We start from the raw sequence: 21,953 nt of genomic DNA, 5'->3' as shown, positions 1-21,953 counted from the left end.
AGGATCGACATTGCGCACGTATTGGCGGCCATCTGGCGGCAGTGTACGATCTGGCCCGTAGACCCCGCCACACCCGGTCGTGAAATGGAGGAGAAAACCCGATGGCCGACAAAACCCCGAATCCCGCGATGCGCCAGCTCGACGTTCTCGTCGGCACCTGGAAGGTGACGAACTTCGACGAGGACGGCAAGCAGACCGACGAGGGCACCGTCACGTTCGAGTGGCTCGACGGCGGCTTCTACCTGATCCAGCGCGTCGACCTGGGCGTGAGCAGGTCCGTCGAGTACATCGGCTACGACCAGGAGACCGGCACCCTGAAGTCGCACCTGTTCGGCCAGTCGCACGAGATCCTCAAGTACACCTGGGAGGTGGCCGGCGACACCCTGACCATCTGGTACGGCGACCCGGGCTCGCCCGCCCGTTTCGTCGGCACGTTCAACGAGGACCGCAGCTCCAACACCGGAGCCTGGGAATGGCCGGGAGGTGGCTTTCAGTCGACCATGGTCCGTGCCTGACCTTTTCACCCGCGCGGTGCCGGGCGACCGTCCGGCACCGCGCATTCTGAGAGATGCGTCCGGCTGTGCGCAGAGGTGATGCTGCGATTCGTGGACATCACAGAGGTGATCAGAGAATTCGTGGTCACGGAGTATCTGCCTGATACTCCCGCCGACGAGCTCGAGGTCGATTACGACCTTTTCCGCAACGGGGTGGTGAACAGCCTCGATCTGCTGAGGCTCATTTCCTGGCTGAAGGACCAGTTCGGCATCCCCGTCGACGAGCTCGACATCGTCCCGGAGAACTTCCGGACCGTGGCCGCCATCCGCGATTTCGTCGAGTCAGCCCTGCCGGCACCAGCAGAACGGACACTCTCATGATCATTCGCAAGCTTTCCGAGGTGGAGCCGGTCGAGTGGGGGAACGGCCTGAGCCACCGGTTCCTGGTCGAGGACGACGGCATGGGCTACACGCTCACCGACACGACCGTCTGGGCCGGCACCAGCTCCCCCCTGGAGTACCGCAAGCACCTCGAGGCCTGCTACTGCATCAGCGGCACGGGCGCGGTGGTCGACTCCGACGGGCGCCAGCACGTCCTGGAGCCGGGCACCATGTACGCCCTCGACCAGAACGACCCGCACCACCTGATCGCCTCCCCCGGCGAGGACCTGCGGCTGATCTGCGTCTTCTCCCCCGCGCTGCGCGGCGACGAGCGCCACGCGCTCGACGAGGCCGCGTTCTCCTGCTACTGACGGATCTGATCTCGCATGTACGAGTGGAGCCAAGCTCACCACGAGCTCAGAGCCGAGTTCGCGCCCTGGTACGAGGTGCTGTCCGAGGGCCATCTCGACGCCGACAACGACCCCGGCAGCGACACTGACAGCGACGGCGGGTCGCCGATCCGCAAGTGGGAGCAGGTGCGGGCCTCCGGCCTGCTGCGCCTGCCGTTCCACACCGAGTGGGGCGGCCGCGGCCTCGACCTGCTCAGCACCATGTACGTCCTGGAGGGGCTCGGCGAGGGCTGCCGCGACGGGGGCCTGTGCTTCTCGATCTGCACGCAGCTCGTCAGCGCCGGGATCCCGCTGCAGCGCTTCGGCGGCCCCGAGCTGAAGGCCCGTTACCTGCCGGGGATCTGCGACGGGTCCACGATCACCGCGCACGCGATCACCGACCCGCGCGGCGGCTCCGACGTGCTGGGCATGGGCATGACCGCCAAGCCCGACGGCGACGACCACTGGATCCTCGACGGGGACAAGGTGTTCGTCACGAACGGCCCGGTGGCCGACCTGATCGTGGTGTACGCGCTGACCGACGCGAGCCTGGGCCCGTTCGGCCTGACGGCGTTCCTGGTCGAGCGCGGCACCGAGGGCCTGCTGGCCGGCCCGGACCTGCCGAAGCTGGGGCTGCGCAGCTCCCCGCTCGGCGAGCTGTCCCTGCGCAACTGCCGGATCCCGGCGGCGAACGTGCTGGGCCGGCCCGGCCTCGGCTTCGCCGTGCTGGACCACGTGATGCGGTGGGAGATCCTGTGCTCGTTCATCGTCCAGGCCGGCGCGATGCGGCACCGGCTGGACCGGTGTGTCGCGCACGCCACCCAGCGGCGCCAGTTCGGCCGTCCCATCGGCTCCTTCCAGATGATCGCCGACCAGATCGTCGAGATGAAGATCGGCGTGGAGAACTCCAGGCGCTGGCTGTACGACGCGGCCGAGGGGGTCGTGCGCGGCCGGGACGTCACCACCGACGTCGCGATCGCGAAGGTGGTGACCAGCGAGGCGAACGTCAGGTCCGCGCTGGCGGCGGTGCAGATCTTCGGCGGCCGCGGCTACCTGGCCGAGACCGGCCTGGAGAAGGACCTCCGGGACGCCGTCGGCGGCACCATCTACTCCGGCACCACGCAGATGCAACGAATCCGCATCGCGCGGATGCTCGGCCTCAAGGAGTCACAGACATGACCGCTGATCTGGCCGCCACCGCGTTCCTGGACGCCGATCATCCCGTGGTGCGGGAGTTCGCCGCCCGCGCCACCGCCGGCGCGCGGACCGTCACCGACCGGGCGGTGCGGCTCTACTACGCGGTCCGCGACGACATCCTGTACGACGTCTACGACATCGACATGTCCCGCGACGGGCTGCGGGCCAGCGCGACCATCTCCCGCGGCAGCGGCTTCTGCCTGCACAAGTCGATCGTGTACGCCGCCGCCGCCCGCTCGCTCGGCATCCCGGCCAGGCTGGTGTTCGCCGACGTCCGCAACCACCTGGCCTCCGGGCGGCTCAAGGAGCTGGTCGGCGGCGACGTCTTCCGCTTCCACGGCCTGGTCTCGGTCGGGCTGGAGGGGCGCTGGGTGAAGGCGACCCCGGTGTTCAACAAGACCCTGTGCCGCCTGTACCGGCTCAAGCCGCTGGAGTTCGACGGCACCGCCGACAGCGTCTACCACCCGTTCGACGAGTCCGGGCGGCGGCACATGGAGTTCCTGCGATGGCACGGGGAGTTCGGCGACTTCCCGTACGAGCTGGTCCTGGACGCGTTCAGGACGGAGCACCCGCGGCTGCTGGACGGCCAAGACCAAACCGTGAAGGGCTCGCTGACAGCCGAGGCGAGTGCCCCGATCCCGATCGTGTGAGGTTCACCTTGAACGAGCGCGTCAAATACACCCTGTCCGAGGACGACATCCCCTACACCTGGCTGAACATCGCCGCGGACTTCGGGCAGGCGGCGCCCATCCTGGACCCGGCCACGGGCGAGCCGGTCAGCCGGGCGGAGCTGGCCAGGTCGATGGCGGAGCCGCTGATCGAGCAGGAGCTGAGCACCGAGCCGGACTTCGAGATCCCCGGCCCGGTCCGCGACATCTACCGGCAGTGGCGCCCGACCCCGATGTACCGGGCCCGCCGGTTGGAACGTGCCCTGGACACCCCGGCCCGCATCTACTACAAGTACGAGGGCGTCGCGCCGAGCGGCAGTCTCAAGCCCAACTCGGCGGTGCCGCAGGCGTACTACAACAAGCAGGCCGGCCGAACCGGCCTGGTCACGGAGACCGGCGCGGGCCAGTGGGGCACCGCGATCGCCTCGGCCGCCGCGATGTTCGGGCTGACCGCCAAGGTGTTCATGGTGGGGGTCAGCTTCCGGCAGAAGCCGTACCGGCGGGCGCTGATGGAGTCGTACGGCGCCGTCTGCTCCGCCAGCCCCAGCCCGGAGACGGCGGCGGGCCGGGCGATCCTGGCGGAGGACCCGGACCACCCGGGCAGCCTGGGCATCGCCAAGTCCGAGGCGATGGAGGTGGCCTGGAGCAACCCCGAGCTGGGCTACACCCGCGGCAGCTCGCTGAACCACGTGTGCGCCCACCAGACCGTCATCGGCCAGGAGGCGATCGCCCAGATGGCGCTCGCCGAGGACTACCCGGACATCGTGGTCGGCCCGTGCGGCGGCGGCAGCACCCTGGCGGGGATGTGCTTCCCGTTCCTGCGCGACAAGCTGCGCAACGGCCGCGACATCCGGCTCATCGCCGCCGAGCCGGTCGCCTGCCCGACGCTGACGCGCGGCCGGATCGCCTACGACCACTCCGACGCGGCGCGGCTGACCCCGCTGTCGCGGATGCACACGCTGGGCCACCGGTTCGTGCCGCCGCCGGTGCACGCCGGCGGGCTGCGGGCGCACGACAGCTCGCCGCTGATCAGCCGGGCCGTGGAGAACGGGCTGATGGAGGCGGTCGCGCTGCGGCAGGTCGCCGTCTTCGAGGCGGGCATCCTGTTCGCCCGCGCGGAGGGCATCCTGCCCGCGCCGGAGTCCAGCCACGCGGTCAGGGCGGCCATCGACGAGGCGCTGCGGTGCCGTGAGGAGGGGCGCTCGAAGGCGATCCTGATCGCGCTGTCCGGGCACGGGCACTTCGACCTGGCCGCCTACGAGAAGTACCTGAACGGCACGCTGCCCGACGACGAGCCGGGCGAGGAGGTCTTCCAGCAGGGGCTGGACAGCATCCCGCAACTCGCCACCCTGTGAACGAACGCCCATGACGGGGGTCTCCTGCCGGAGGCCCCCGTTTTCCCGCTCTGGTCGATCAAGTGCCGCTCAAGTATCTTTACGAACGGATTGACCGCCAGACGGCTTCGAGGAGCGGCCCATGCGCGTGGTCATCGCCGGCGCCGGCATCGCCGGTCTGACCGCCGCCCTGAGCCTGCACGCCGCCGGCATCACCGACGTGACCGTCCACGAGGCGGTGGCGGAGCTGCACCCGCTCGGCGTCGGCATCAACATCCTGCCGCACGCCATCCGCGAGCTGATCGAGCTGGGGCTGGCCGACCGCCTGGCCGCGATCGGCGTGGCGACGGCTGACCTGACCTTCCTCACCTCCCGGGGGCAGCGCATCTGGTCCGAGCCGCGCGGCCTGGCCGCGGGCTACCGGTGGCCGCAGTACTCGATCCACCGGGGCCGGCTGCAGCTGATGTTGCTGGAGGCCGTGCGCGAGCGCCTCGGCCCGCAGGCGGTGGTGCTCGGCTCCCCCGTCACGTCCCTGGAGCACGACGCGGACCTGCTGGTCGGCGCCGACGGCATCCGCTCCTCGGTCAGGCAGGCGCTCTTCCCCGGCGAGGGCGAGCCGCTGCCCGGCGGCGACGTGCTGTGGCGCGGCACCACGTACGCCGCGCCGTTCATGACCGGCAGGTCCATGCTCATGGTCGGCGACAGCACGCAGAAGCTCGTCATCTACCCCATCGCGCCGCCCGAGGACGACGGCACCCAGCTCATCAACTGGGCCGTCCAGCGCACGGCCCGCGTCGAGGGCGTGCCCCGAGGCGACTGGAACCAGCCCGTCGGGGTGGAGAAGGTGCTGCCCCACGTGGCGGGCTGGCACTGCGACGAGCTGGACGTGCAGGCGCTCATCGCGAACGCGCACCAGGTCCTGGAGTACCCGCTCGTCGACCGGGATCCGTTACCGTACTGGTCGACCGCGACGGTGACGCTGATGGGCGACGCGGCGCACCCGATGTACCCGACGGGCTCCAACGGCGGCACCCAGGCGGTGATCGACGCGCGGGTGCTGGCGTACGCGCTGGCCAACGGGCTCGGCCTGGAGTTCTACGAGGAGCAGCGGCGGCCGGTCACCAGCAACGTGGTGCTGGCCAACCGCGGTGACGGGCCCGAGGTGATCCTGCGGCTGACGCACGAGCGGGCCCCTGACGGCTTCGCCGACATCGAGGACGTCATGCCGCTGGCCGAGCGCGAGGAGATCGCGCTGCGTTACAAGAAGCTCGCCGGGTTCGAGCCGGCCACCCTGAACGCCCGCCGCAGCTGGTCGGTCTCCCCGCGCAAGCCCTGAACGCCCGCCGCAGCCGATCGGTCTCCCCGCCCAAGCCCTGAACGCCCGCGTCAGCCCGCACCGGGGTCAGGTCAGGACGACATCTCCCGCCAGCCGGGCCACGAGGGCGGGGGCGTCGCCACGCTCGACCTCCAGCTCCGCCCCGACCACGCGCAGCCGGTCCCGCGCGTGCTCGGGATCCGGATGCCGCCCGGTCAGCGACAGCAGCGCCACCTCGGGCAGCCCACGCTCGGCGGGATGCACGGTCGTACCCCAGTCGATCAGGAACGGCACCAGCGGATCGCGCGACGGCATCGTCAGCCGCCACTCCAGCAGGTCACCGTCCGTGGTGCGGCGCGACATGGCCCGCGGCTCCCCCGGATCGTGCCCGTGCCGTCGCGCCTCGGCGACGGTGGCGTCCAGGTCGGCGGGCCGCACGCACCAGTTGACCAGCCGCGGCCCCGCCAGCTCGTCGATCATGAACCAGCGCGGGCCGTCCGGATCCGGCTGCTCCGGGTCCGGCCCGACGATCTCCAGGTAGCGGGGCCCGCCCAGGCCGAGCAGGTAGTTGCGGGTGCCGAGGCCCAGGTGCCTGCCGCCCTCGGCGGGCCGTACGCCGAGCGCCCGCTCCAGCGCGGCGACGGTGTCGTCGAGGGCCGGCGTGGCGTAGACGAGGTGATCGAGCATGCGTCAAACCCTAGTGAGGTCGCGGTCGCGCGTCTCGGGCAGGGCCAGGACGCACAGCAGCGACAGCAGCGCCATGCCGCTCATGAACCAGCCCGCCCCGGCGGTGCCCGCGCTCTCGCTGATCTGCGCGACCAGCAGCGGGGCCACCCCGCCGCCGAGCACGCCGCCCAGGTTGTAGGCGACGCCCGCGCCGGAGTAACGCACGTCCGTGGCGAACAGCTCGGGCAGGTACGCGCCCATCGGCCCGTACACGATGCCCATGCACAGCAGGGCGCCGCTGAGCGCGACCGCGATCAGGAAGTAGTTCCCGGTGTCGAGCAGCGGGAAGAGCAGGAAGCCCCACCCGACGCCGAACGCCGCGCCCGCGATGATGAGCTTGCGCCGCCCGACCCGGTCCGACAGCCTGGCCACCAGGTACGTGCTCACGCCGAGCACGACCACGGCCACCAGGGTCAGCGCGAGCATCGCCGGCCGCGGGATGCCGAGCGTCTTGGTGGTGTAGGTCAGGCAGTAGGTGGCGGCGGTGTAGAACATCACGTACACCACCACGATGGCGCCCGCGCCGAGCAGCAGCTCCTTGGGGTGGCGGCGGACGACCTGCGCGATCGGCAGCTTGGCCGCCTCCGCCTTGGCGGTGAACGCGGCGAAGGCCGGCGTCTCGGCGATCTGCAGCCGGATGCGCAGCCCGACCGCGACCAGCACGAACGACAGCAGGAACGGCACCCGCCAGCCCCACGACTGGAACGCGTCGGCCGGCAGCCAGGACGACAGCGCCCAGAACACTGCCGTCGCCACGAAGTACCCGACGGGCGAGCCGAGCTGGGGCGCGGCGGCGAACAGGCCGCGGCGCTCGCGCGGCGCGTACTCGGTGGCCAGCAGCGCCGCACCGCCCCACTCGCCGCCCAGCCCGATCCCCTGCAGGATGCGCAGCAGCACGAGCAGGATCGGCGCCGCCACGCCGATCGTGGAGAAGTCGGGCAGCAGCCCGATCAGCGCCGTGGACAGCCCCATGAGCAGCAGCGACACCACCAGGACCGCCTTGCGGCCGACGCGGTCGCCGAAGTGGCCGAACAGGATCGCGCCGAAGGGCCGGGCGATGAACCCGATGGCGAAGGTCGCCAGCGACGCCAGGGTGCCCGCCAGGGGCGACAGGCTGGGGAAGAACGCCTCGTTCAGCACCAGCGCGGCGGCGGTGCCGTAGATGTAGTAGTCGTAGAACTCGATCGCGGTGCCGATGAAGCTCGCGCTTGCGACCTTGCGCATCTGTGTCGGAGAAGCCGCGGGGACAGCGGTCACGGGTGGCCTGCCAGGAAGTCGGTGATGGGATGCATTGACCGGCAAGGGTAGGTTCGCCGACCTTGGCGGAGCATTGTCCGATCCGACATCGCATGGCGGCTTCGTTGTCCCGCCGGGACAACGGGTTCAGGCGGTGGGCGGGCTACGCAGGACGAGCATGGTGTGCGAGGGCACCGTGAGCCGGGCCCGGCTCGGCAGGGGGGTGGAGGGCACGTCCTGCGAGGTGTCGATCTCGACGCGCCAGCCGTCGCCGTACTCAGGGCCGGGCAGCGTGTACGGGACGGGCGCGGCTTCCGCGTTGAACACCAGGTAGAAGGAGTCGTCCACCACGCGTCCTCCGTCGGGACCCGGCTCGGTGACGCCCTCGCCGTTGAGGAAGACGCCGACCGTCCGGAAGCCCCGTGACTCCCAGTCCCCCTGCCGCATCTCCTCACCCTCCTGGTTGAACCACACCAGGTCGGGCATCGTGCTTCCGCCCACGGGCCGGCCGGTGAAGAAGCGGCTGCGGCGGAAGAGCGGATGCCGGGCGCGGAGCGCGACCAGCCTGCTGGCGAAGCCGAGCAATGCGTCGTCGGGCCGGATCCAGTCCATCCAGCTCAGCTCGTTGTCCTGGCACCAGGCGTTGTTGTTGCCGTTCTGGGTGCGGCCGATCTCGTCGCCGTACAGGATCAGCGGCACTCCCTGGGACAGGATCGTCGTGGCCAGCAGGTTGCGCTGCTGGCGGGCCCGCAGGCGGAGAACGTCTGGATCGTCCGTCGGCCCCTCGGCACCGCAGTTCCAGGAGCGGTTGTCCTCGGTGCCGTCGCGGTTGTCCTCGCCGTTGGCCTCGTTGTGCTTGCGGTCGTAGGAGACCAGGTCGGCCAGCGTGAACCCGTCATGACTGGTGACGAAGTTGATCGAGGCGACAGGCCGGCGGCCGGAGGACTCGTACAGGTCCGAGGAGCCGGTGAGCCGGGAGGCGAACTCGGGGAGCACCGTCTCCCCGCGCCAGAAGTCCCTGACCGTGTCGTGGTACCTGCCGTTCCACTCCGTCCACAGCGGCGGGAAGTTGCCCACCTGGTAGCCGCCGGGACCGACGTCCCATGGCTCGGCGATCAGCTTCACCTGCGAGATCACCGGATCCTGCTGGATCAGGTCGAAGAACGCCGACAGCCTGTCCACGTCGTAGAACTCCCTGGCCAGCGCGGCGGCCATGGCGAAGCGGAATCCGTCGACGTGCATCTCCAGCACCCAGTACCGCAGCGAGTCCATGATGAGCTGCAGCGTGTGCGGGGACCGGACGTTGAGGGTGTTGCTGTTGCCGGTGTAGTCGGCGTAATGGGCCCGATCGTGGTCCAGCAGCCGGTAGTAGGAGACGTTGTCCAGCCCTCTGAAGGACAGCGTCGGACCGAGGTGGTTCGCCTCCGCCGTGTGGGTGTAGTCGACGTCGAGTATCACCTCCAGGCCCGCCTCGTGCAGCGTGCGCACCATGGTCTTGAACTCGCGGACCTGCTCGCCCAGGGAGCCGGAGGAGGAGTATTCGTGGTGCGGGGCGAAGAAGCCGATGCTGTTGTAGCCCCAGTAGTCGCGCAGCCCCCGTGCTTGGAGCTCGCGCCCGTGCACGAACTCGTGCACCGGCATCAGCTCCACCGCCGTCACGCCGAGATCGACCAGGTGCTGGACGACGGCGGGGTGGGCCAGGCCCGCGTACGTGCCCCGCAGCCGGGGCGGCACCTCCGGATGCGTGGCCGTCATGCCCTTGACGTGCGCCTCGTACATCACGGTCCGCGCGTACGGGACGCGGGGCGGCCTGTCGTCGCCCCAGTCGAAGAAGCCGTTCACCACGACGCTGCGCGGCATGTAGGGCGCGCTGTCGGTGCTGTTGAGCGTGCCGGGGTCGCCGGGCACGTAGCCGAGCAGCGCGGCGTCCCACGCCACCCCGCCGTCGATCGCCTTCGCGTAGGGGTCGAGCAGGAGCTTGGCGGGGTTGCACCGCAGACCGCTCGCGGGGTCATGAGGTCCGTGGACGCGGTAGCCGTACCGCTGGCCCGGGCCGGCGCCCTCCAGGTAGCCGTGCCAGACGAAGCCGTCCACCTCGGGCAGCTCCACCCTGGTCTCGTTCCCGTCGGCGTCGAACAGACACAGCTCCACCCGTTCGGCCGGCTCTGAGAAGACGGCGAAGTTGGTCCCGGTCCCGTCGTAGACGGCGCCCAGGGGCGCAGGGGTGCTCAGCAGCCGCCCGGGGGGCGGCGCGGCGGGCGCGGAGACCTCCAGCGACGCTCCGGCGGCGCCGTCGCGCAGCATCGTGAACGGCAGCTCCAGCGTCCGCAGCGGCACCCCGAAGCCATTGGTGATGGTGAGCCAGATCGCCTCGTCCACGCCCGGCTCCGCCTCCACCGCCTCGGCGGACAGCAGGTACCTGACCGGTCGGTAGGTGCCGCCGAAGCGGTGCAGCACCAGCACGGGGTCGTCGAGCGCCCGAGCGGCGAAGAACGGCCGCGCGTCCAGCATGCAGGTGAACTCCAGCTCCTCCTCGTCGTACGGCCAGGCGTCCGCCGGGGTTCGCAGATCCACGGTCATCAGGTACGTCCGGCCGGGCGTGGCCTCGTGCGGCCAGCCGACCACCGGCTCCAGCGACAGCGTCATCCCTGTCTCGCCTCCAGCCTGAGGCTCGTGCGGGGGTTGCCGTAGTAGACGTACATGCAGCGGTAGACGAAGGCGACGAGTTGCTCGGCGTCGTGCGGGTCTGCGGGGACCGCACGGGCGCGCATGTCGCGCAGCGCCGCGGCGATCGGTTTGCCGCCCCCGGCGGCGAGCTCCTCGACGATGACGCCGGCGACGTGCGAGGCGACCTCCGTGTCGATCTCGGCCACGGTGCCGATCACGGCCTCGGCCCCCTCCCTGAGGAAGATCGCGGCGAAGCCGCGCAGCACCCCGTCACCCAGGTGCGCCTCCTCGACGAGCCTGCCGGAGTGGCAGGCGTTGAGGAACACCAGGCTGGGGGCGCGCCGGAGCGCGGCCAGCGGCGGCCGCTGCAGGTCACGCCACCGCAGCCCGCCCAGCCGCCACCGGGAGAAGTCGTCGCCCAGAGTGCCGTGGCAGGCCATGTACACCATGGCCAGACAGGCGGAGCCGGCGCCCTGCCCCCGCAGCAGGTCCAGGAAGTCGTGGACGTCGTCGTAGGGCTCGTCCGCGTACGGGCTCAGCGCCGCGAAGTCGCCACGCATGTCCTGGTCGAGGTAGACTGCCACCTCGCCCGAGCACTCCTTGGGCTCGTCGCTGAACGGGCGGCGACCGTCCCTGCGGATCGTGGTCCATCGGGAGACACACACCAGCGCCCCCAGCCAGCCCTCCGCGGGTCCCCCGTCCGGATCCGCATCGAGGTACAACATCTCCCAGGGGATCTCGAACCCGGTGTCGTCCCAGATGACCAGTTGCAGCTCGTCGTCGCCCCAGCGGGCGCGCAGCCCGTTGATCCACTGTCCGAGCTCGTAGTGGTCCCTCGACCACTCGATCATGGCGGCGTCCACGTCCAGCACGCCGAGCCCCAGCGGGTGCCGGCCGTCGGCCAGGACGCCCAGGGCCAGCCGGGGACGGCCGTAGTGGCGGCCGCCGGCGCGCAGCGGCGCGTCACCGCCGGTTCCGCGGACCTTGAAGCCGTTCTTCGTGGGGATCACCTGGAGCAGGGCGGTCGTCTCCCGCCAGCGCGGGCCGGGGTCGACGGTGAAGGCGGGCAGCGCCTGCGGCTCGGTGGTCACCACGTCCGCGGGGACCTGCTCGCTCTGCACGACCGTCTCCTGCCCCGTGCGCGGCTCGTCGGCCTCGGCCGCCGCACCCGTGACGATCGCGACGATGTCAGTGGCCATGGCCCGCCTCCGCCACATCCGCATCTGCTCCCCCGATGCCAAGCAGGCCAGCTCCGAGCGCGTCGGCGAGCCCGAGCACCAGCTCGGGATGCGGCGGGTCCGGCGGCGCGGCCACCACGATCCGCAGCCGTCGCAAGGTGGCCAGTTCCCTGGCGATCGCGACGGCGTCGGTGACCCCCTCCCCCGACCAGCTCCCGGCGGTGGTGTCCTGGAGACCGGCAGCCAGTGGGACGTTGCCGAGCGCGTCGGTGACCACCACCAGCCAGGCCCGCGACACGGCGGCACGGCCGTGCTGCATCGCGTGCCGCAGTCCTGCGTGTGCCAGCGACAGCCCGTGGGCCAGCGGCGTGGCCCGGCCGCGCGGCCTGGACAGCGAGGCCGTCACGCGCCGGTCCAGCACCCGTCTGGCGGTGAACCGTTCGGCACGCAGCTCGGCGGCGGCGTCCCCGGCGCCCACGTCCACGACGACCACGCCGGCTCGGTGGACGTAGGCCCAGCGCAGGTGCGAGGTGAGCGCGACCGTCCAGTCCCAGCCGCGGCGGCAGGTGTGGTCGAGCACGAGGCCGAGCAGATGCTCGGGCTCCTGCTGCCTGCGGTGGGTGCGCAGGTCGGCCGGGTTGATGAGGAACCGTCCGGTCGTCCCGGTGTTCGCCTGCCGGACCCGCTGGAACTTGGCGGCCTCACGCAGCGTGGCCACCATCGCGAGGTCGGCCAGGTCGGTGGCCGGTTCCAGGCCGATGGGCGGCCCTCGCCGGCGGGCGGGGCCGACGGCCGCCACAGGCGGTGCCCGCAGCGGGGCGATCTCGCGCAGCGGCTCTGCCTCGTCCTCGGGATAGCCGGTGCCGGGCGGCAGAGGCGTCTCCTCGGCGCCGAAGGCGATCGCGGCCTGCGGGGCCTGCACCGCCAGCGGCTGGGCGGCCGTGCCCGCGGTCTCGCCGGCTGCCGCTCCGGCGGCTCTTCCGGCGTCTGCTCCGGCGTCGGGAGCGGGCGGGCGGTCCACGCCCTCGCGTGCGCCCTCGTCGTCCGGCCGGGATGCCGTCCCGTCGTCCGGCCTCGCCGGGGCGGGAGTGTCCCGGCCGCCGGTCCGGCCGAAGCCCAGCAGGCGGGCGGCCTCCTCGACGTGCCGCTCCTCGACCTGCTCCGCGCCGTCCAGAGCGGCATACCCCCTGGCCAGCCTCGCGGCGGCGAGCATCCGTCTGGGCCGGTCCGCGGGCACCATACCGACGATCAGGGCCGCCGCCCGGCTGCCGAACGCGGGCCACGGCCTGGCGCGGCGCGCCGCGTCCAGCCACTCCTGTGGGACGGCGCCGGTCCCTGACGGGGCAGCGCTCTCCGGTGCGGTGCCCCACACGTGGAGCACCCGGCTCAAGCTGTCGGACCGGCCGGTCAGTCCCGCCGCGGTGGCCCTGACGGGGAACCGGTCGAGCAGGTGCGGCGGCACCGTGCCCACCTCGGCGGTGTCGCAGGCCGCCAGGCAGCGCAGCCGCGGTGCCCATGCCCGGTGGTACCCGTGGCGTTCGAGCACGGCCACCGGCGCGTCGAGCAGCGTGATCAGCGCGCGCTGTCCCGGCAGGCCGACCCTGGCCAGGTCGGGCACCACCACCAGGAGTTCCGCCGTCCCCTCCCCCTGGACCAGGGGCCCCGGCCCCGGCTCGAACCCCGACGTCCGGAGTCTCAGTGACGTCCACAGGTCGTCCTCCGACTGGTACGCGGCCAGCGTGACGACGCGCGGCTCGCCCATCAGCTTCGCGAGCAGGCCGGCGGCCAGGCTCAGCGCCGCGGGAGCCGCGTCGAACAGCAGCACCCCGTCCAGACCGGGTTCCAGGGCCGCGCAGGCGAGTGTGCGCGGCGTCCCCGGCCCGGCCACGCCGCTCACAGTGACCTGCGCCATTCCACGACGAGCTGCGCCAGCCGCGACTCCTCCTCCTGCCCCCAGCCGGTGCCGCCTTCCTGCGCGCTGTCCCCGCGGCGGTGGCGCAGGGCCATCGGCGCCGCGTCCGCCACATGCGCCGGGCCCACGCCGACCGCGCCCTCGCGTGCGGCCAGCGCGCGGGCGGCCAGCGCGAGCACGACGTCCCCGCGGTGCCCGGCCGCCTGGAACGCGGCGGCGACGTCGGCGCACAGCCGTGCGATGTCCTTGGAGACGGCCACATCGTAGAGCCGGGCTCTGGCCGCCTCCAGTTCGGCGCGCAGCTCGGCGTCCCCGGCCCGCCCGTCGGCCAGCAGGCCGGGGTCCACGCCGTGACGCGCCTGGTCCATGGCCAGGGCGGTCGTGAGGATCTCCCGTCTCAGCTCGGGGTCCTCCTCCGCCCTGACCTTGACCATCAGCCCGAACCGGTCCAGCAGCTGCGGCCGCAGCCAGCCCTCCTCCGGGTTCATCGTCCCCACCAGGCCGAACCGCAACTCCTTGCGCTCGTCGATGCCCTCGCGCTGCACGGTCAGCACGCCGGTGGAGGCGACGTCGAGGATGATGTTGACGACGTGATCGTCGAGCAGGTTGACCTCGTCGATGTAGAGCAGGCCACGCTCGCCCGCCTCCTCCAGCAGGCCGGGCTGCCGGTGGGGCTCCCCGCGCATCAGCTCGTCCAGCCGCCAGCCGCCCAGCACGCGGTCGTCGGTCGCGTTGATCGGCAGCGTGACGGGCAGCTCGCCGTACATCATCACCGCGAAGCCTCTGACGGTGGTCGACTTCGCGGTTCCGCGCTGGCCGCTGATCAGCACGCCCCCGATGCCGGGGGCGACGAAGTTCAGCTCCAGCGCCTTCTTGATCTCCCGCTGGCCGACGACCAGGCTGTACGGCAGCAGCACCGGCTCGGTCATTTCGCCCGCCACCGCATGGTCACCTGCAACTGGGCGCCGGCCGACGCCTTGGCGAGCACCGCGCCGACCTCGGAGTCGAGCTTGATGGCCACCTGCAGCTCGAACTCGTCGGGCCTGACGTCGCCCGACAGGTCCGCCAGCCCCCGGGCGACCCGGACCGCGCAGCTCCTGGCCAGCTCGACCCCTTCACCGAAGACGTCGCGAGCCAGCGTGACCACCTTGCTGGCAGGGTCGGCGCGGGTCTCCCGCTCCGACCAGATGAGTTTCTCGTCCGCCTCGACGACCCTGTCGACCTCCACGTAGATGGGCCGCAGCTCGCCGGGCTCCCCGATGGACGCGTCATCGCTGCGAATGATCGGCATGGCTCCGCCCCGCTCTCGACTCGGTAGTTCGAAGGTGACCGATGACCGCCGCGTTGGCAATCCTGAACGCCCGGCAGGCGGGGAGGCCCAGGGCTGCTCAAGGTCCCGAGGCGGGCGGCGGGACGCTGCGGCCGGGAACGGCCGTCGTGCAGGCGGGGGGCTGGTCAGCCCAGTGCAGGGCGACGTACGGCTCCGCCTGCCCGCGGTAGCGCACCCGCTCGCGAGTGATCCGGTAACGGGCCCGCGTCTCCGGGCGGTGCGGCACGGGGATCGTCAGGGCGCCGATGTCCTGGTCGATGTGGGTGAGCAGGCCGTGGCACGGCCCGCCGAGGCAGATGGCGTTGCACCCGTGGGCGGCGTTCATGCGGGGTAGGCGTGGGTCTCTGCGGCCTTGACCGACGCCCAGATCCGCTGGCCGGGGGTCAGGTCGAGGTCGGCCAGGGCGGCGGGGGTGATGTCGGCGAAGACGGTGATGGGGCCGTCGAGGTGCACGCGGACGTTGTCGCCGTGCCGTTCGATGCCGTCGATGCGAGCCTGCCACAGGTTGCGGGGGCTGCCGTCGGGGCGCGTGCGGTAGAGGGCGACGGCCGCGGGCGGGAAGGCCGCGAACGCGGCCCCCTCCAGATGCTCGGAGGTGTGCAGCAGCAGCTCGCCGACCTTGACCCGCGCCCCGTCGGCCACCCCCCGGTACAGGTTGAGCCCGACGAGGCGGGCCACGTAGTCGGTGCGGGGGTGGCGGGCGACCTCGGCCGGCGCGCCCTGCTGGACGACGGCGCCGTGCTCGATGACGACCAGCCGGTCGGCCAGCACCATGGCGTCGAGCGGGTCGTGGGTGACCAGGACGGTGGCGCCGTCGAAGTCGGCCAGGTGGCGGCGCAGCTGGGAGCGGATCTCCAGCCGGGTGTGGGCGTCGAGGGCCGCCAGCGGCTCGTCCAGCAGGAGCAGCTCGGGCCGCACGGCCAGGGCGCGGGCGAGCGCGACCCGCTGGGCCTGGCCGCCGGAGAGCTGGCGGGGCCTGGCGGCGGCGCGGTCGGCGAGGCCGACGCGCTCCAGCAGCCCGGCGGCCAGACGGCGGGACTCCACCTTGGACACCCCCTGGCAGCGCGGCCCGAACGCCACGTTGTCCAGCACGCTCAGGTGCGGGAAGAGCAGGTAGTCCTGGAACACCATGCCGATGGGCCGGCTCTCGGCGGGCAGCGGGTGCAGCGGCCTGCCGCGCAGCACGATCCGCCCGCCCTCGGACATGGCGGTGAGCCCGGCCAGGGCGCGCAGCGCGGTGGTCTTGCCCGCGCCGTTCGGCCCGAGCAGCGCCACCACCTCGCCGGGGGCGACCCGCAGGGTGACGTCGAGGGTGAAGGCGGCCCTGGTGACCACGAGCCGGGCGTCGAGGGTCATGGCGCGCTCACCAGCCGTGCGTCGAAGGTCATGATGCGCTCACCCACCGGTCGCGCAGGCTGGCCAGGATGAGCACCGACACGGCGAGCAGCACCAGGCTGAGGACGATCGCCGCCTCCGGCTCGGTCTCCAGGGCCAGGTAGACGGCCAGCGGCATGGTGCGGGTGGTGCCGGGGAAGTTGCCCGCGAACGTGATCGTCGCCCCGAACTCGCCGAGCGCCCGCGCCCAGCACAGCACCGCCCCCGCCACCACGCCCGGGAGCACCATGGGCAGCGTCACCCGCCGGAACACGGTCCAGCGCGAGGCGCCCAGCGTGGCGGCCGCCTCCTCGAAGCGCTGGTCCGCGCCGCGCAACGCGCCCTCCACGCTGATCACCAGGAACGGCATCGCGACGAACGCCTCCGCGATGACCACCCCCGCCGTCGTGAACGGCAGCGTGACCCCGAAGCCGGCCTCCAGCCACTGCCCGACGAGCCCGCGCCGCCCGAGCACGAGCAGCAGCGCCACGCCGCCGACCACGGGCGGCAGCACCAGCGGCACCGTGACCAGCGCCCGCACCAGCCGCCGCCCCGGGAACTCGACCCGGGCCAGCAGCCAGGCCAGCGGCACCCCGAGCAGCAGGCACGCGGCGGTGGCGATGGTGGCGGTCACCAGCGACAGCCGCAGCGCCTCCAGCACGTGCGGCTCGGCCAGCCGGCGCGGCAGCGTGGACCACGGCGCCCTGACCAGCAGCCCCGCGAGCGGCAGCACCAGGAACACCAGCCCCAGCAGCGCGGGCACGACCAGCATCCACGGCAACCGCCCGGAGACCACGCGGCGCGGCCGGGCCTGTTCCTGCGCGGGAGTGCTCATCTCGTTCAGGGCGCCTCGAAGCCGGCCTTGGTGAGCACGTCCCTGCCCTGCGGCGACAGCACCAGCTCCACGAACTGCCGCGCCAGCTCAGCGGCGGGCGCCCCGGTCAGGGCGGCGATCGGGTAGTCGTTGACCGCCTGGCCGGCCTCGGGGAAGGGGATGCCCCGCACCTTGCCGCCGGAGGCGATCACGTCCGTCCTGTAGACCAGCGCCGCGTCCACCTCGCCCAGCTCCACCTTGGTCAGCGTGGCCTTCACGTCCTGCTCCAGGGTGACGGGGGTGACCTTCAGCCCGGCCGCGCCGAGCGCCTTGACCGCCGCCGCCCCGCAGGGCACCTGCTCGGCGCAGAGCGCCACCTTCACCCTGGTGTCGGCCAGGTCCTTCAGCTCGTCCACCTGGGCCGGGTTGCCCTTCGGCACCGCGATCTCCAGCTTGTTGCGGACGAACGTGGCCGGCGCGGCGGCCAGCGACGCGTCGGTGACCGGCTTCATCGTGGCGGGGCTGGCCGCCGCGAACACGTCGGCCGGCGCTCCCTGCGTGATCTGCTGCGCCAGGGTCGCGCTGGAGCCGAAGTTGAACCGCACTGCGGTGCCGGGATGCGCGCTCTCGAAGACCTTGCCCAGCTCGGTGAACGTGCCGGTCAGCGAGGCCGCCGCGAACACCGTCAGCTCCTTGGCACCCCCACCTGACGAGGACGCCGCGGGCTCGCCGGAGCCGCAGCCGGTCAGGCCCGCCAGCGCGAGCGCGAGCGCGACGGACAGGGCGATCACCCGCCGGGAAAGACGCCTGAACACCAAGGGGCTCCTCACACCTGCCCGGCCACGCGCTCGTGACCGGGGATCTCCACGACGACGTTGGTGGACTTGATCACGGCGACGGCCACCACCCCCGCCTCCAGGCCCAGCTCGTCGGCGGCCTGCCGGCTCATCAGCGACACCACCCGGAACGGCCCCGCGGCGATCTCCACCTGCGCCATCACCGCGTCGCGGAGCACCTCGGTGACGATGCCCCTGAACCGGTTGCGGGCCGAGGTGCGCCCGCCGTCGCCGCTCTCCTCGATCTGCGCCCGGGCGAACGCGGCCAGGTCGGCGCCGACGATCCGCCGGTGGCCGTGCTCGTCGCGCTCGGCTTCGAGCTTGCCCGCGTCGACCCATCGGCGCACGGTGTCGGCGCTGACGCCGAGCAGCGCCGCGGCCTCACTGATGCGGAACGTGGTCACAAGGTCCTACTGTAGCCCGTCGCATATTCGAGGGAGAAGGGCGGCATGGTGCCGCAGGAGCGGCTTGCCGGGCTGCTTCCACCTGGCATTCACGAGAGCACGCCGCACGGCCCTGCGGCGTCGGCTCACTTGGGGGCGTCGGCTCACTTGGCGGCGTCGGCGCTCCGGCGGATGGCGGTGGCGATGCCGCCCCGGCCCCCAGCCGCCCCACAACACCCGCGCCCGCGCCCCGCACCGCCGCGCGAACTCCGTGACCAGCACCGACTTCCCGATGCCCGCCTCACCGGCCACCACCGCGACCCGCCCGCCCCGCGCGCTCTCGCTCAGCAGGCGTTCGAGGAGTTCGAGGGTCGCAGAACGCTCCCACAGCTCCACGACCCCGATCGTGGACCGGGGATCACGTCCCGCGGTGGTAGGTGAAGGCGAACAGGCCGGCCTCGCCCGCCGCGTACAGCGCCGAGCCGTCGGGGTGCCAGGCGCAGCCGTGCAGCTCGCCGTGCACGACGATGCCGCATTCCGTGGCGTACGTGCTGACGTCCCAGACGCGCAGGCAGCCGTGCAGGGCGGCGGTGGCCAGGCGGGTGCCGTCCGGGGAGAAGGCGAGGTCCGTCAGCCAGTCGTCCTGGCCGAAGCGGGCCGTCCTGGTCCCCGTCACCTCGAACAGCTCCACCATGCCGCGGATGGTGCCCGCCGCCACGTGACGGCCGCCGGGTGCGACGGCCAGCGCCTCGACCGCGTTGTCCGTCTCCGCCAGGAGGCCCAGCGGGCGGCCGTCGCGGGTCCAGCGCCGGATCTCGTGGTCCGTGGCGATCGCGAGCCAGGACGAGTCCGGGGCGATGGCCAGCGCGGTCACCTCCTCGCCGGAGGGCTCCAGGGTGGCGATGACATCGAGGTCGCTGCTCAGGATGCGCACGATGTGGTCGGTGGAGACGGCCAGCCAGGTGCCGTCGGGGGCGATCGCCGACGCCGGCTCCAGCATGGGGCCGGCGCCCGGTGCGTCCGCGGTGGCGCGGACGGTGCCGTCCCGGTCGTGCAGGCGCAGGCCGCCGTCGGAGTCGACGCCGAGCACGTACGCGCCGTCGGCGGCCACGGCCACGCTCCGCAGCCAGTCCTCCGTGGCCTGGACGCGGACGGTCCCGTCAGGATGCCAGAGGGTCAGGCCGGACATTCCGACGGTGGCCAGGTAGGAGCCGTCGCCGGCCACCGCGATGCCGCGCAGGTCGTAGCGGGCGGGTGCCTCGGTGGCGCCGGGTCGCAGGGCGAGGGCCACGTCCCAGACGCGGACGGTGTGGTCGCGGCTCGCCGAGACCAGGAGGCGGCCGTCCGGGGTGATGGCCAGGCCGGTGATCGTGTCCGGGTGGCCGTGCAGGCGGGCGCGCACGGTTCCGTCGGGGTCGAGGATGACGAGGTGGTCGTCGAAGTCGGAGACGGCCAGCCAGCGGCTGTCGGGGGCGATGGCCAGGCCGGTGCCGTGGCTGAAGACGGTGTGCAGCTCGGCGCGCGGGGTGCCGTCGGGGTTCAGCAGGCGGACGGTGCCGTACCGGCTGAGCAGCGCCAGCCACTCCCCTGAGGGCGCGACGGCCACGGCCTCCCCGCCGTTGTTCTCAACGGCCGCCTCACCGTCCTCGTCCTTCTCCCAGACCGCCTCGACGACCGCAGTGCGGCGGCCGTGCGCGTCCCACAGCTCGGTGACGTCAGAGCCGACCGCGACGACCCAGCTCCCGTCGGGTGCGACGGCGACGGCCTCGTAGTCCTCCTCCGCCTCCTCGGGCGTCGCGCGCACCGTGCCGTCTGCGTCGAAGAACCACAGGAAGCCCTCCCCGCCCACGACCCCCCACCTCGCGTCCGGCGCGATCGCGATCGTCCTGGCCGTCTCCGGCAGGTCGCCGAGCACGGCGCGCAGCCGCCCGTCCCCCTCCCACAGCCGCACGGTCCCGTCCCAGCTCCCGGTGGCCAGCCACGCCCCGCCCGGCGCGACGGCCACGCAGGTGACCTCGCTCTCGTGCCCGAGCAGCGCCCGCATCGCCGTCCCGTCCAGGCTCCACCGCGACACCCGCCCCTGGTCCCCGGCGGCGGCCAGCCAGGCGCCGTCCGGGGACATGGCCAGGCCCGTCATCCGCTCGGCGCGGCTGTGGTGCGTCCGCACGAGCGCCTCGTGCGGCAGGTCGGGCGGCGTGCCGCGGTGCTCCAGCCAGGGCGACCCCTGCTCCGCCAGCCACTGCCGCAGGTCCGCGCCCGCGCCGGGGGTGGCGTGCAGGCGGGCGGCGAGCGTGGGCAGCACGCCGACGCCCAGCTCGCGAGCGCTTTCCAGCAGGTGGGACGAGCCCGCCAGCACGCGGGCGAGCGACGCGGCGGTGTCGTCGTCCGCCCTGGCCAGGTCGTCCAGGGCCGCGTCCACGCCGGACCGGTGGATCCGGGAGCCCAGGAAGGACCCGTCGCGGACCAGCTCCCGCAGCGCGTCCGTGTCCCCCGCCTCGGCGTACAGCCGGGCGAGGTTGCGCATCATCCACTCCCCGGTGCCGGGCAGTTCGGCCCAGCCCTCCGGGGTCTCCTCGGGGTCGGCCTCGATCAGGGCGCGGCGGGCGCGTTCGAGCCCGTCCGCGCCGAGGAGCTCCCGCACGCGCTCCCCCACCGCGTCCGCGAGGCCCAGCACGGGATGATCGGTACGCCGCCGCAGCAGCCGCAGCCCTTCGAGCCGGGCGATGAGCGCGCCGATCCGCCCCCCGGTCACGCCCCCGCCCGAGCTCCACATCAGAGCGGCCACGCCGATGGGGATGCCCTCGCCAGGGCCGAACAGGCCGAGCTGGAGGAACCGTTCGGCGGCGGCCGGGTCCACGGTGCGCAGCCAGCCGAGCGAGTGGTCCACGAGCGCCCCCGCCAGGCGGGCCCGGGAGCCGGGCACGCACAGGTCCACGCGACCGGGTAGCCGGTCGGCCAGGCGGGCGGCGGCCTCGGTCGCGGGCTCTCCTGTGACGACCTGGCTGACGATGAGCCCGTGCGCCATGGTGAGGGCGAGCGGCCAGCCCCCGGTCAGCTCCGCCAGGCGGGTGGCCGTGTCCTCGTCCAGCGCGGGCAGGTCGCGGCGCAGCAGCGCCGTGCTCTGCGCGACGCTCAACGGCCCGACGCCCACGATGACCGCGAACGGCAGCTCCTCGCCCGCCGTCCTGGCCGTGACGAGCCACGTGCAGCCGGGCACCGCCAACGCCAGCGGCACCACCATGCCGGCGTGCCGCAGCCCGTCCACCACCATCAGCCGCGGCCCCGGCTGGAAGATCTGCTCGCGCAGCAGCTCGCCGGCCGCCTCCTCGTCGTGGCTGGCGTCGATCAGGTCGTCCAGCTCCAGGTGGGCGAACAGCTCCACGTCCTCCCCGTGCAGGTGCTCCAGCGCCTCGGTGAACTCGGCGGCCTGCTCGTCGGAGTGGGAGCCGCCGAAGTTCAGCCAGCCGATGCCCTCGGGGAAGCGCGCCGCCACCTCGGGACGGCGCAGCGCCGCCGCCACGACGGTGGTCAGGCCCAGCCCCTCGACGCCGTCCGGCTCGGGCACCACCACGACGAGCCCGCCGTCGCCCGAGGTCAGGGCGGCCACGACCCGGTCGACGTCCGCCTCTCGCCCGATCCACCCGTCGATGCCCGCGATCGCCCCGGCCTGCGCCACGTACGCTCCCCTCTCGTGCCTGCTCACGTGGATCAACGAAGGG

Annotated in this window: 21 protein-coding genes; 7 read left to right on the top strand and 14 right to left on the bottom strand. The window is 72.8% G+C overall.

The features are described from left to right. Nucleotides 1-101 precede the first annotated feature (101 nt). The 7 genes from LCN96_RS24170 (at nt 102) to LCN96_RS24140 (ending at nt 5,799) form a co-directional block, all read left to right on the top strand. Nucleotides 102-515: a hypothetical protein gene (locus tag LCN96_RS24170; RefSeq protein WP_225275155.1), complete on the top strand. Its 414-nt coding sequence runs from the start codon at nt 102-104 to the stop codon at nt 513-515. A gap of 90 nt (nt 516-605) precedes the next feature. After that, a complete protein-coding gene (locus LCN96_RS24165; RefSeq protein ID WP_225275154.1) occupies nt 606-875 on the top strand; it encodes an acyl carrier protein in 270 nt (89 codons plus the stop codon). Then, on the top strand, nt 872-1,246 hold the full coding sequence (locus LCN96_RS24160) for an ectoine synthase (protein WP_225275153.1): 375 nt from the start codon (nt 872-874) through the stop codon (nt 1,244-1,246). Before LCN96_RS24165 ends, LCN96_RS24160 begins: the two co-directional genes overlap by 4 nt. A 15-nt stretch (nt 1,247-1,261) precedes the next feature. Next, entirely contained in the window at nt 1,262-2,443 is a 1,182-nt protein-coding gene (locus LCN96_RS24155) for an acyl-CoA dehydrogenase family protein (RefSeq protein WP_225275152.1), read from the top strand. Then, the gene (locus tag LCN96_RS24150; RefSeq protein ID WP_225275151.1) at nt 2,440-3,111 is read left to right on the top strand and encodes a transglutaminase-like domain-containing protein; all 672 of its coding nucleotides are present in this window, start codon (nt 2,440-2,442) and stop codon (nt 3,109-3,111) included. The genes LCN96_RS24155 and LCN96_RS24150 overlap by 4 nt, the downstream gene beginning before the upstream one ends. An 8-nt stretch (nt 3,112-3,119) precedes the next feature. Then, complete coding sequence (locus tag LCN96_RS24145; RefSeq protein ID WP_225275150.1) at nt 3,120-4,484, top strand: TrpB-like pyridoxal phosphate-dependent enzyme; 1,365 nt, start codon at nt 3,120-3,122, stop codon at nt 4,482-4,484. Nucleotides 4,485-4,605: 121 nt separating this feature from the next. Further along, nucleotides 4,606-5,799, top strand: coding sequence for a flavin-dependent oxidoreductase (locus LCN96_RS24140; protein WP_225275149.1), 1,194 nt, complete (start codon nt 4,606-4,608; stop codon nt 5,797-5,799). Nucleotides 5,800-5,865: 66 nt separating this feature from the next. Here the strand turns inward: LCN96_RS24140 and LCN96_RS24135 are convergent, their stop codons facing one another. From LCN96_RS24135 to LCN96_RS24075, 14 genes are all read right to left on the bottom strand, one after another. Then, on the bottom strand, nt 5,866-6,465 hold the full coding sequence (locus LCN96_RS24135; RefSeq protein WP_225275148.1) for a VOC family protein: 600 nt from the start codon (nt 6,463-6,465) through the stop codon (nt 5,866-5,868). A gap of 3 nt (nt 6,466-6,468) precedes the next feature. Next, on the bottom strand, nt 6,469-7,728 hold the full coding sequence (locus LCN96_RS24130; protein ID WP_225275147.1) for an MFS transporter: 1,260 nt from the start codon (nt 7,726-7,728) through the stop codon (nt 6,469-6,471). 159 nt (nt 7,729-7,887) lie between these two features. Beyond that, nucleotides 7,888-10,386, bottom strand: coding sequence for a glycogen debranching protein GlgX (glgX, locus tag LCN96_RS24125; protein ID WP_225275146.1), 2,499 nt, complete (start codon nt 10,384-10,386; stop codon nt 7,888-7,890). Further along, nucleotides 10,383-11,606 carry a CHAT domain-containing protein gene (locus LCN96_RS24120; protein ID WP_225275145.1) on the bottom strand — a complete coding sequence of 408 codons (1,224 nt, stop codon included), beginning with the start codon at nt 11,604-11,606 and terminating at the stop codon, nt 10,383-10,385. Before LCN96_RS24120 ends, glgX begins: the two co-directional genes overlap by 4 nt. Beyond that, the gene (locus LCN96_RS24115) at nt 11,596-13,497 is read right to left on the bottom strand and encodes a hypothetical protein (protein ID WP_225275144.1); all 1,902 of its coding nucleotides are present in this window, start codon (nt 13,495-13,497) and stop codon (nt 11,596-11,598) included. The genes LCN96_RS24120 and LCN96_RS24115 overlap by 11 nt, the downstream gene beginning before the upstream one ends. Next, nucleotides 13,479-14,438 carry an AAA family ATPase gene (locus LCN96_RS24110; protein WP_225275143.1) on the bottom strand — a complete coding sequence of 320 codons (960 nt, stop codon included), beginning with the start codon at nt 14,436-14,438 and terminating at the stop codon, nt 13,479-13,481. The genes LCN96_RS24115 and LCN96_RS24110 overlap by 19 nt, the downstream gene beginning before the upstream one ends. Continuing rightward, entirely contained in the window at nt 14,423-14,788 is a 366-nt protein-coding gene (locus LCN96_RS24105; protein ID WP_225275142.1) for a CU044_2847 family protein, read from the bottom strand. The genes LCN96_RS24110 and LCN96_RS24105 overlap by 16 nt, the downstream gene beginning before the upstream one ends. A 97-nt stretch (nt 14,789-14,885) precedes the next feature. Beyond that, on the bottom strand, nt 14,886-15,152 hold the full coding sequence (locus LCN96_RS24100) for a hypothetical protein (RefSeq protein WP_225275141.1): 267 nt from the start codon (nt 15,150-15,152) through the stop codon (nt 14,886-14,888). After that, nucleotides 15,149-16,183, bottom strand: a complete 1,035-nt coding sequence (locus LCN96_RS24095) for an ABC transporter ATP-binding protein (RefSeq protein WP_225275140.1) — start codon at nt 16,181-16,183, stop codon at nt 15,149-15,151. The genes LCN96_RS24100 and LCN96_RS24095 overlap by 4 nt, the downstream gene beginning before the upstream one ends. Before the next feature lie 28 nt (nt 16,184-16,211). Beyond that, entirely contained in the window at nt 16,212-17,036 is an 825-nt protein-coding gene (locus LCN96_RS24090) for an ABC transporter permease (protein ID WP_225275139.1), read from the bottom strand. A gap of 5 nt (nt 17,037-17,041) precedes the next feature. Beyond that, nucleotides 17,042-17,833: a molybdate ABC transporter substrate-binding protein gene (gene modA, locus LCN96_RS24085; RefSeq protein WP_225275138.1), complete on the bottom strand. Its 792-nt coding sequence runs from the start codon at nt 17,831-17,833 to the stop codon at nt 17,042-17,044. An 8-nt stretch (nt 17,834-17,841) separates the two neighbouring features. Beyond that, the gene (locus LCN96_RS24080) at nt 17,842-18,255 is read right to left on the bottom strand and encodes a TOBE domain-containing protein (protein ID WP_225275137.1); all 414 of its coding nucleotides are present in this window, start codon (nt 18,253-18,255) and stop codon (nt 17,842-17,844) included. 6 nt (nt 18,256-18,261) lie between these two features. After that, the gene (locus tag LCN96_RS57435) at nt 18,262-18,630 is read right to left on the bottom strand and encodes an AAA family ATPase (protein WP_397351938.1); all 369 of its coding nucleotides are present in this window, start codon (nt 18,628-18,630) and stop codon (nt 18,262-18,264) included. Nucleotides 18,631-18,652: 22 nt separating this feature from the next. Continuing rightward, a complete protein-coding gene (locus tag LCN96_RS24075) occupies nt 18,653-21,937 on the bottom strand; it encodes a WD40 repeat domain-containing protein (protein WP_225275136.1) in 3,285 nt (1,094 codons plus the stop codon). Nucleotides 21,938-21,953 lie beyond the last annotated feature (16 nt).

Source organism: Nonomuraea gerenzanensis, from assembly GCF_020215645.1.
GTDB classification, from domain to species: Bacteria; Actinomycetota; Actinomycetes; order Streptosporangiales; family Streptosporangiaceae; genus Nonomuraea; species Nonomuraea gerenzanensis.
The sequence above is the reverse complement of the archived record's forward strand: the minus strand, read 5'-3'. Positions and strand labels throughout refer to the sequence as shown.

Bases quoted from the DNA above. Each gene is read 5' to 3' on its own strand.
- LCN96_RS24150 (WP_225275151.1), top strand. From the start codon at position 2,440: ATGACCGCTGATCTGGCCGCCACCGCGTTCCTGGACGCCGATCATCCC.
- glgX (WP_225275146.1), bottom strand. From the start codon at position 10,386: ATGACGCTGTCGCTGGAGCCGGTGGTCGGCTGGCCGCACGAGGCCACG.
- LCN96_RS24095 (WP_225275140.1), bottom strand. From the start codon at position 16,183: ATGACCCTCGACGCCCGGCTCGTGGTCACCAGGGCCGCCTTCACCCTC.
- LCN96_RS24105 (WP_225275142.1), bottom strand. From the start codon at position 14,788: ATGCCGATCATTCGCAGCGATGACGCGTCCATCGGGGAGCCCGGCGAG.
- LCN96_RS24170 (WP_225275155.1), top strand. From the start codon at position 102: ATGGCCGACAAAACCCCGAATCCCGCGATGCGCCAGCTCGACGTTCTC.
- LCN96_RS24130 (WP_225275147.1), bottom strand. From the start codon at position 7,728: ATGCGCAAGGTCGCAAGCGCGAGCTTCATCGGCACCGCGATCGAGTTC.
- LCN96_RS24120 (WP_225275145.1), bottom strand. From the start codon at position 11,606: ATGGCCACTGACATCGTCGCGATCGTCACGGGTGCGGCGGCCGAGGCC.
- LCN96_RS24160 (WP_225275153.1), top strand. From the start codon at position 872: ATGATCATTCGCAAGCTTTCCGAGGTGGAGCCGGTCGAGTGGGGGAAC.
- LCN96_RS24155 (WP_225275152.1), top strand. From the start codon at position 1,262: ATGTACGAGTGGAGCCAAGCTCACCACGAGCTCAGAGCCGAGTTCGCG.
- LCN96_RS24115 (WP_225275144.1), bottom strand. From the start codon at position 13,497: ATGGCGCAGGTCACTGTGAGCGGCGTGGCCGGGCCGGGGACGCCGCGC.
- LCN96_RS24100 (WP_225275141.1), bottom strand. From the start codon at position 15,152: ATGAACGCCGCCCACGGGTGCAACGCCATCTGCCTCGGCGGGCCGTGC.
- LCN96_RS24135 (WP_225275148.1), bottom strand. From the start codon at position 6,465: ATGCTCGATCACCTCGTCTACGCCACGCCGGCCCTCGACGACACCGTC.
- LCN96_RS24140 (WP_225275149.1), top strand. From the start codon at position 4,606: ATGCGCGTGGTCATCGCCGGCGCCGGCATCGCCGGTCTGACCGCCGCC.
- LCN96_RS24090 (WP_225275139.1), bottom strand. From the start codon at position 17,036: ATGAGCACTCCCGCGCAGGAACAGGCCCGGCCGCGCCGCGTGGTCTCC.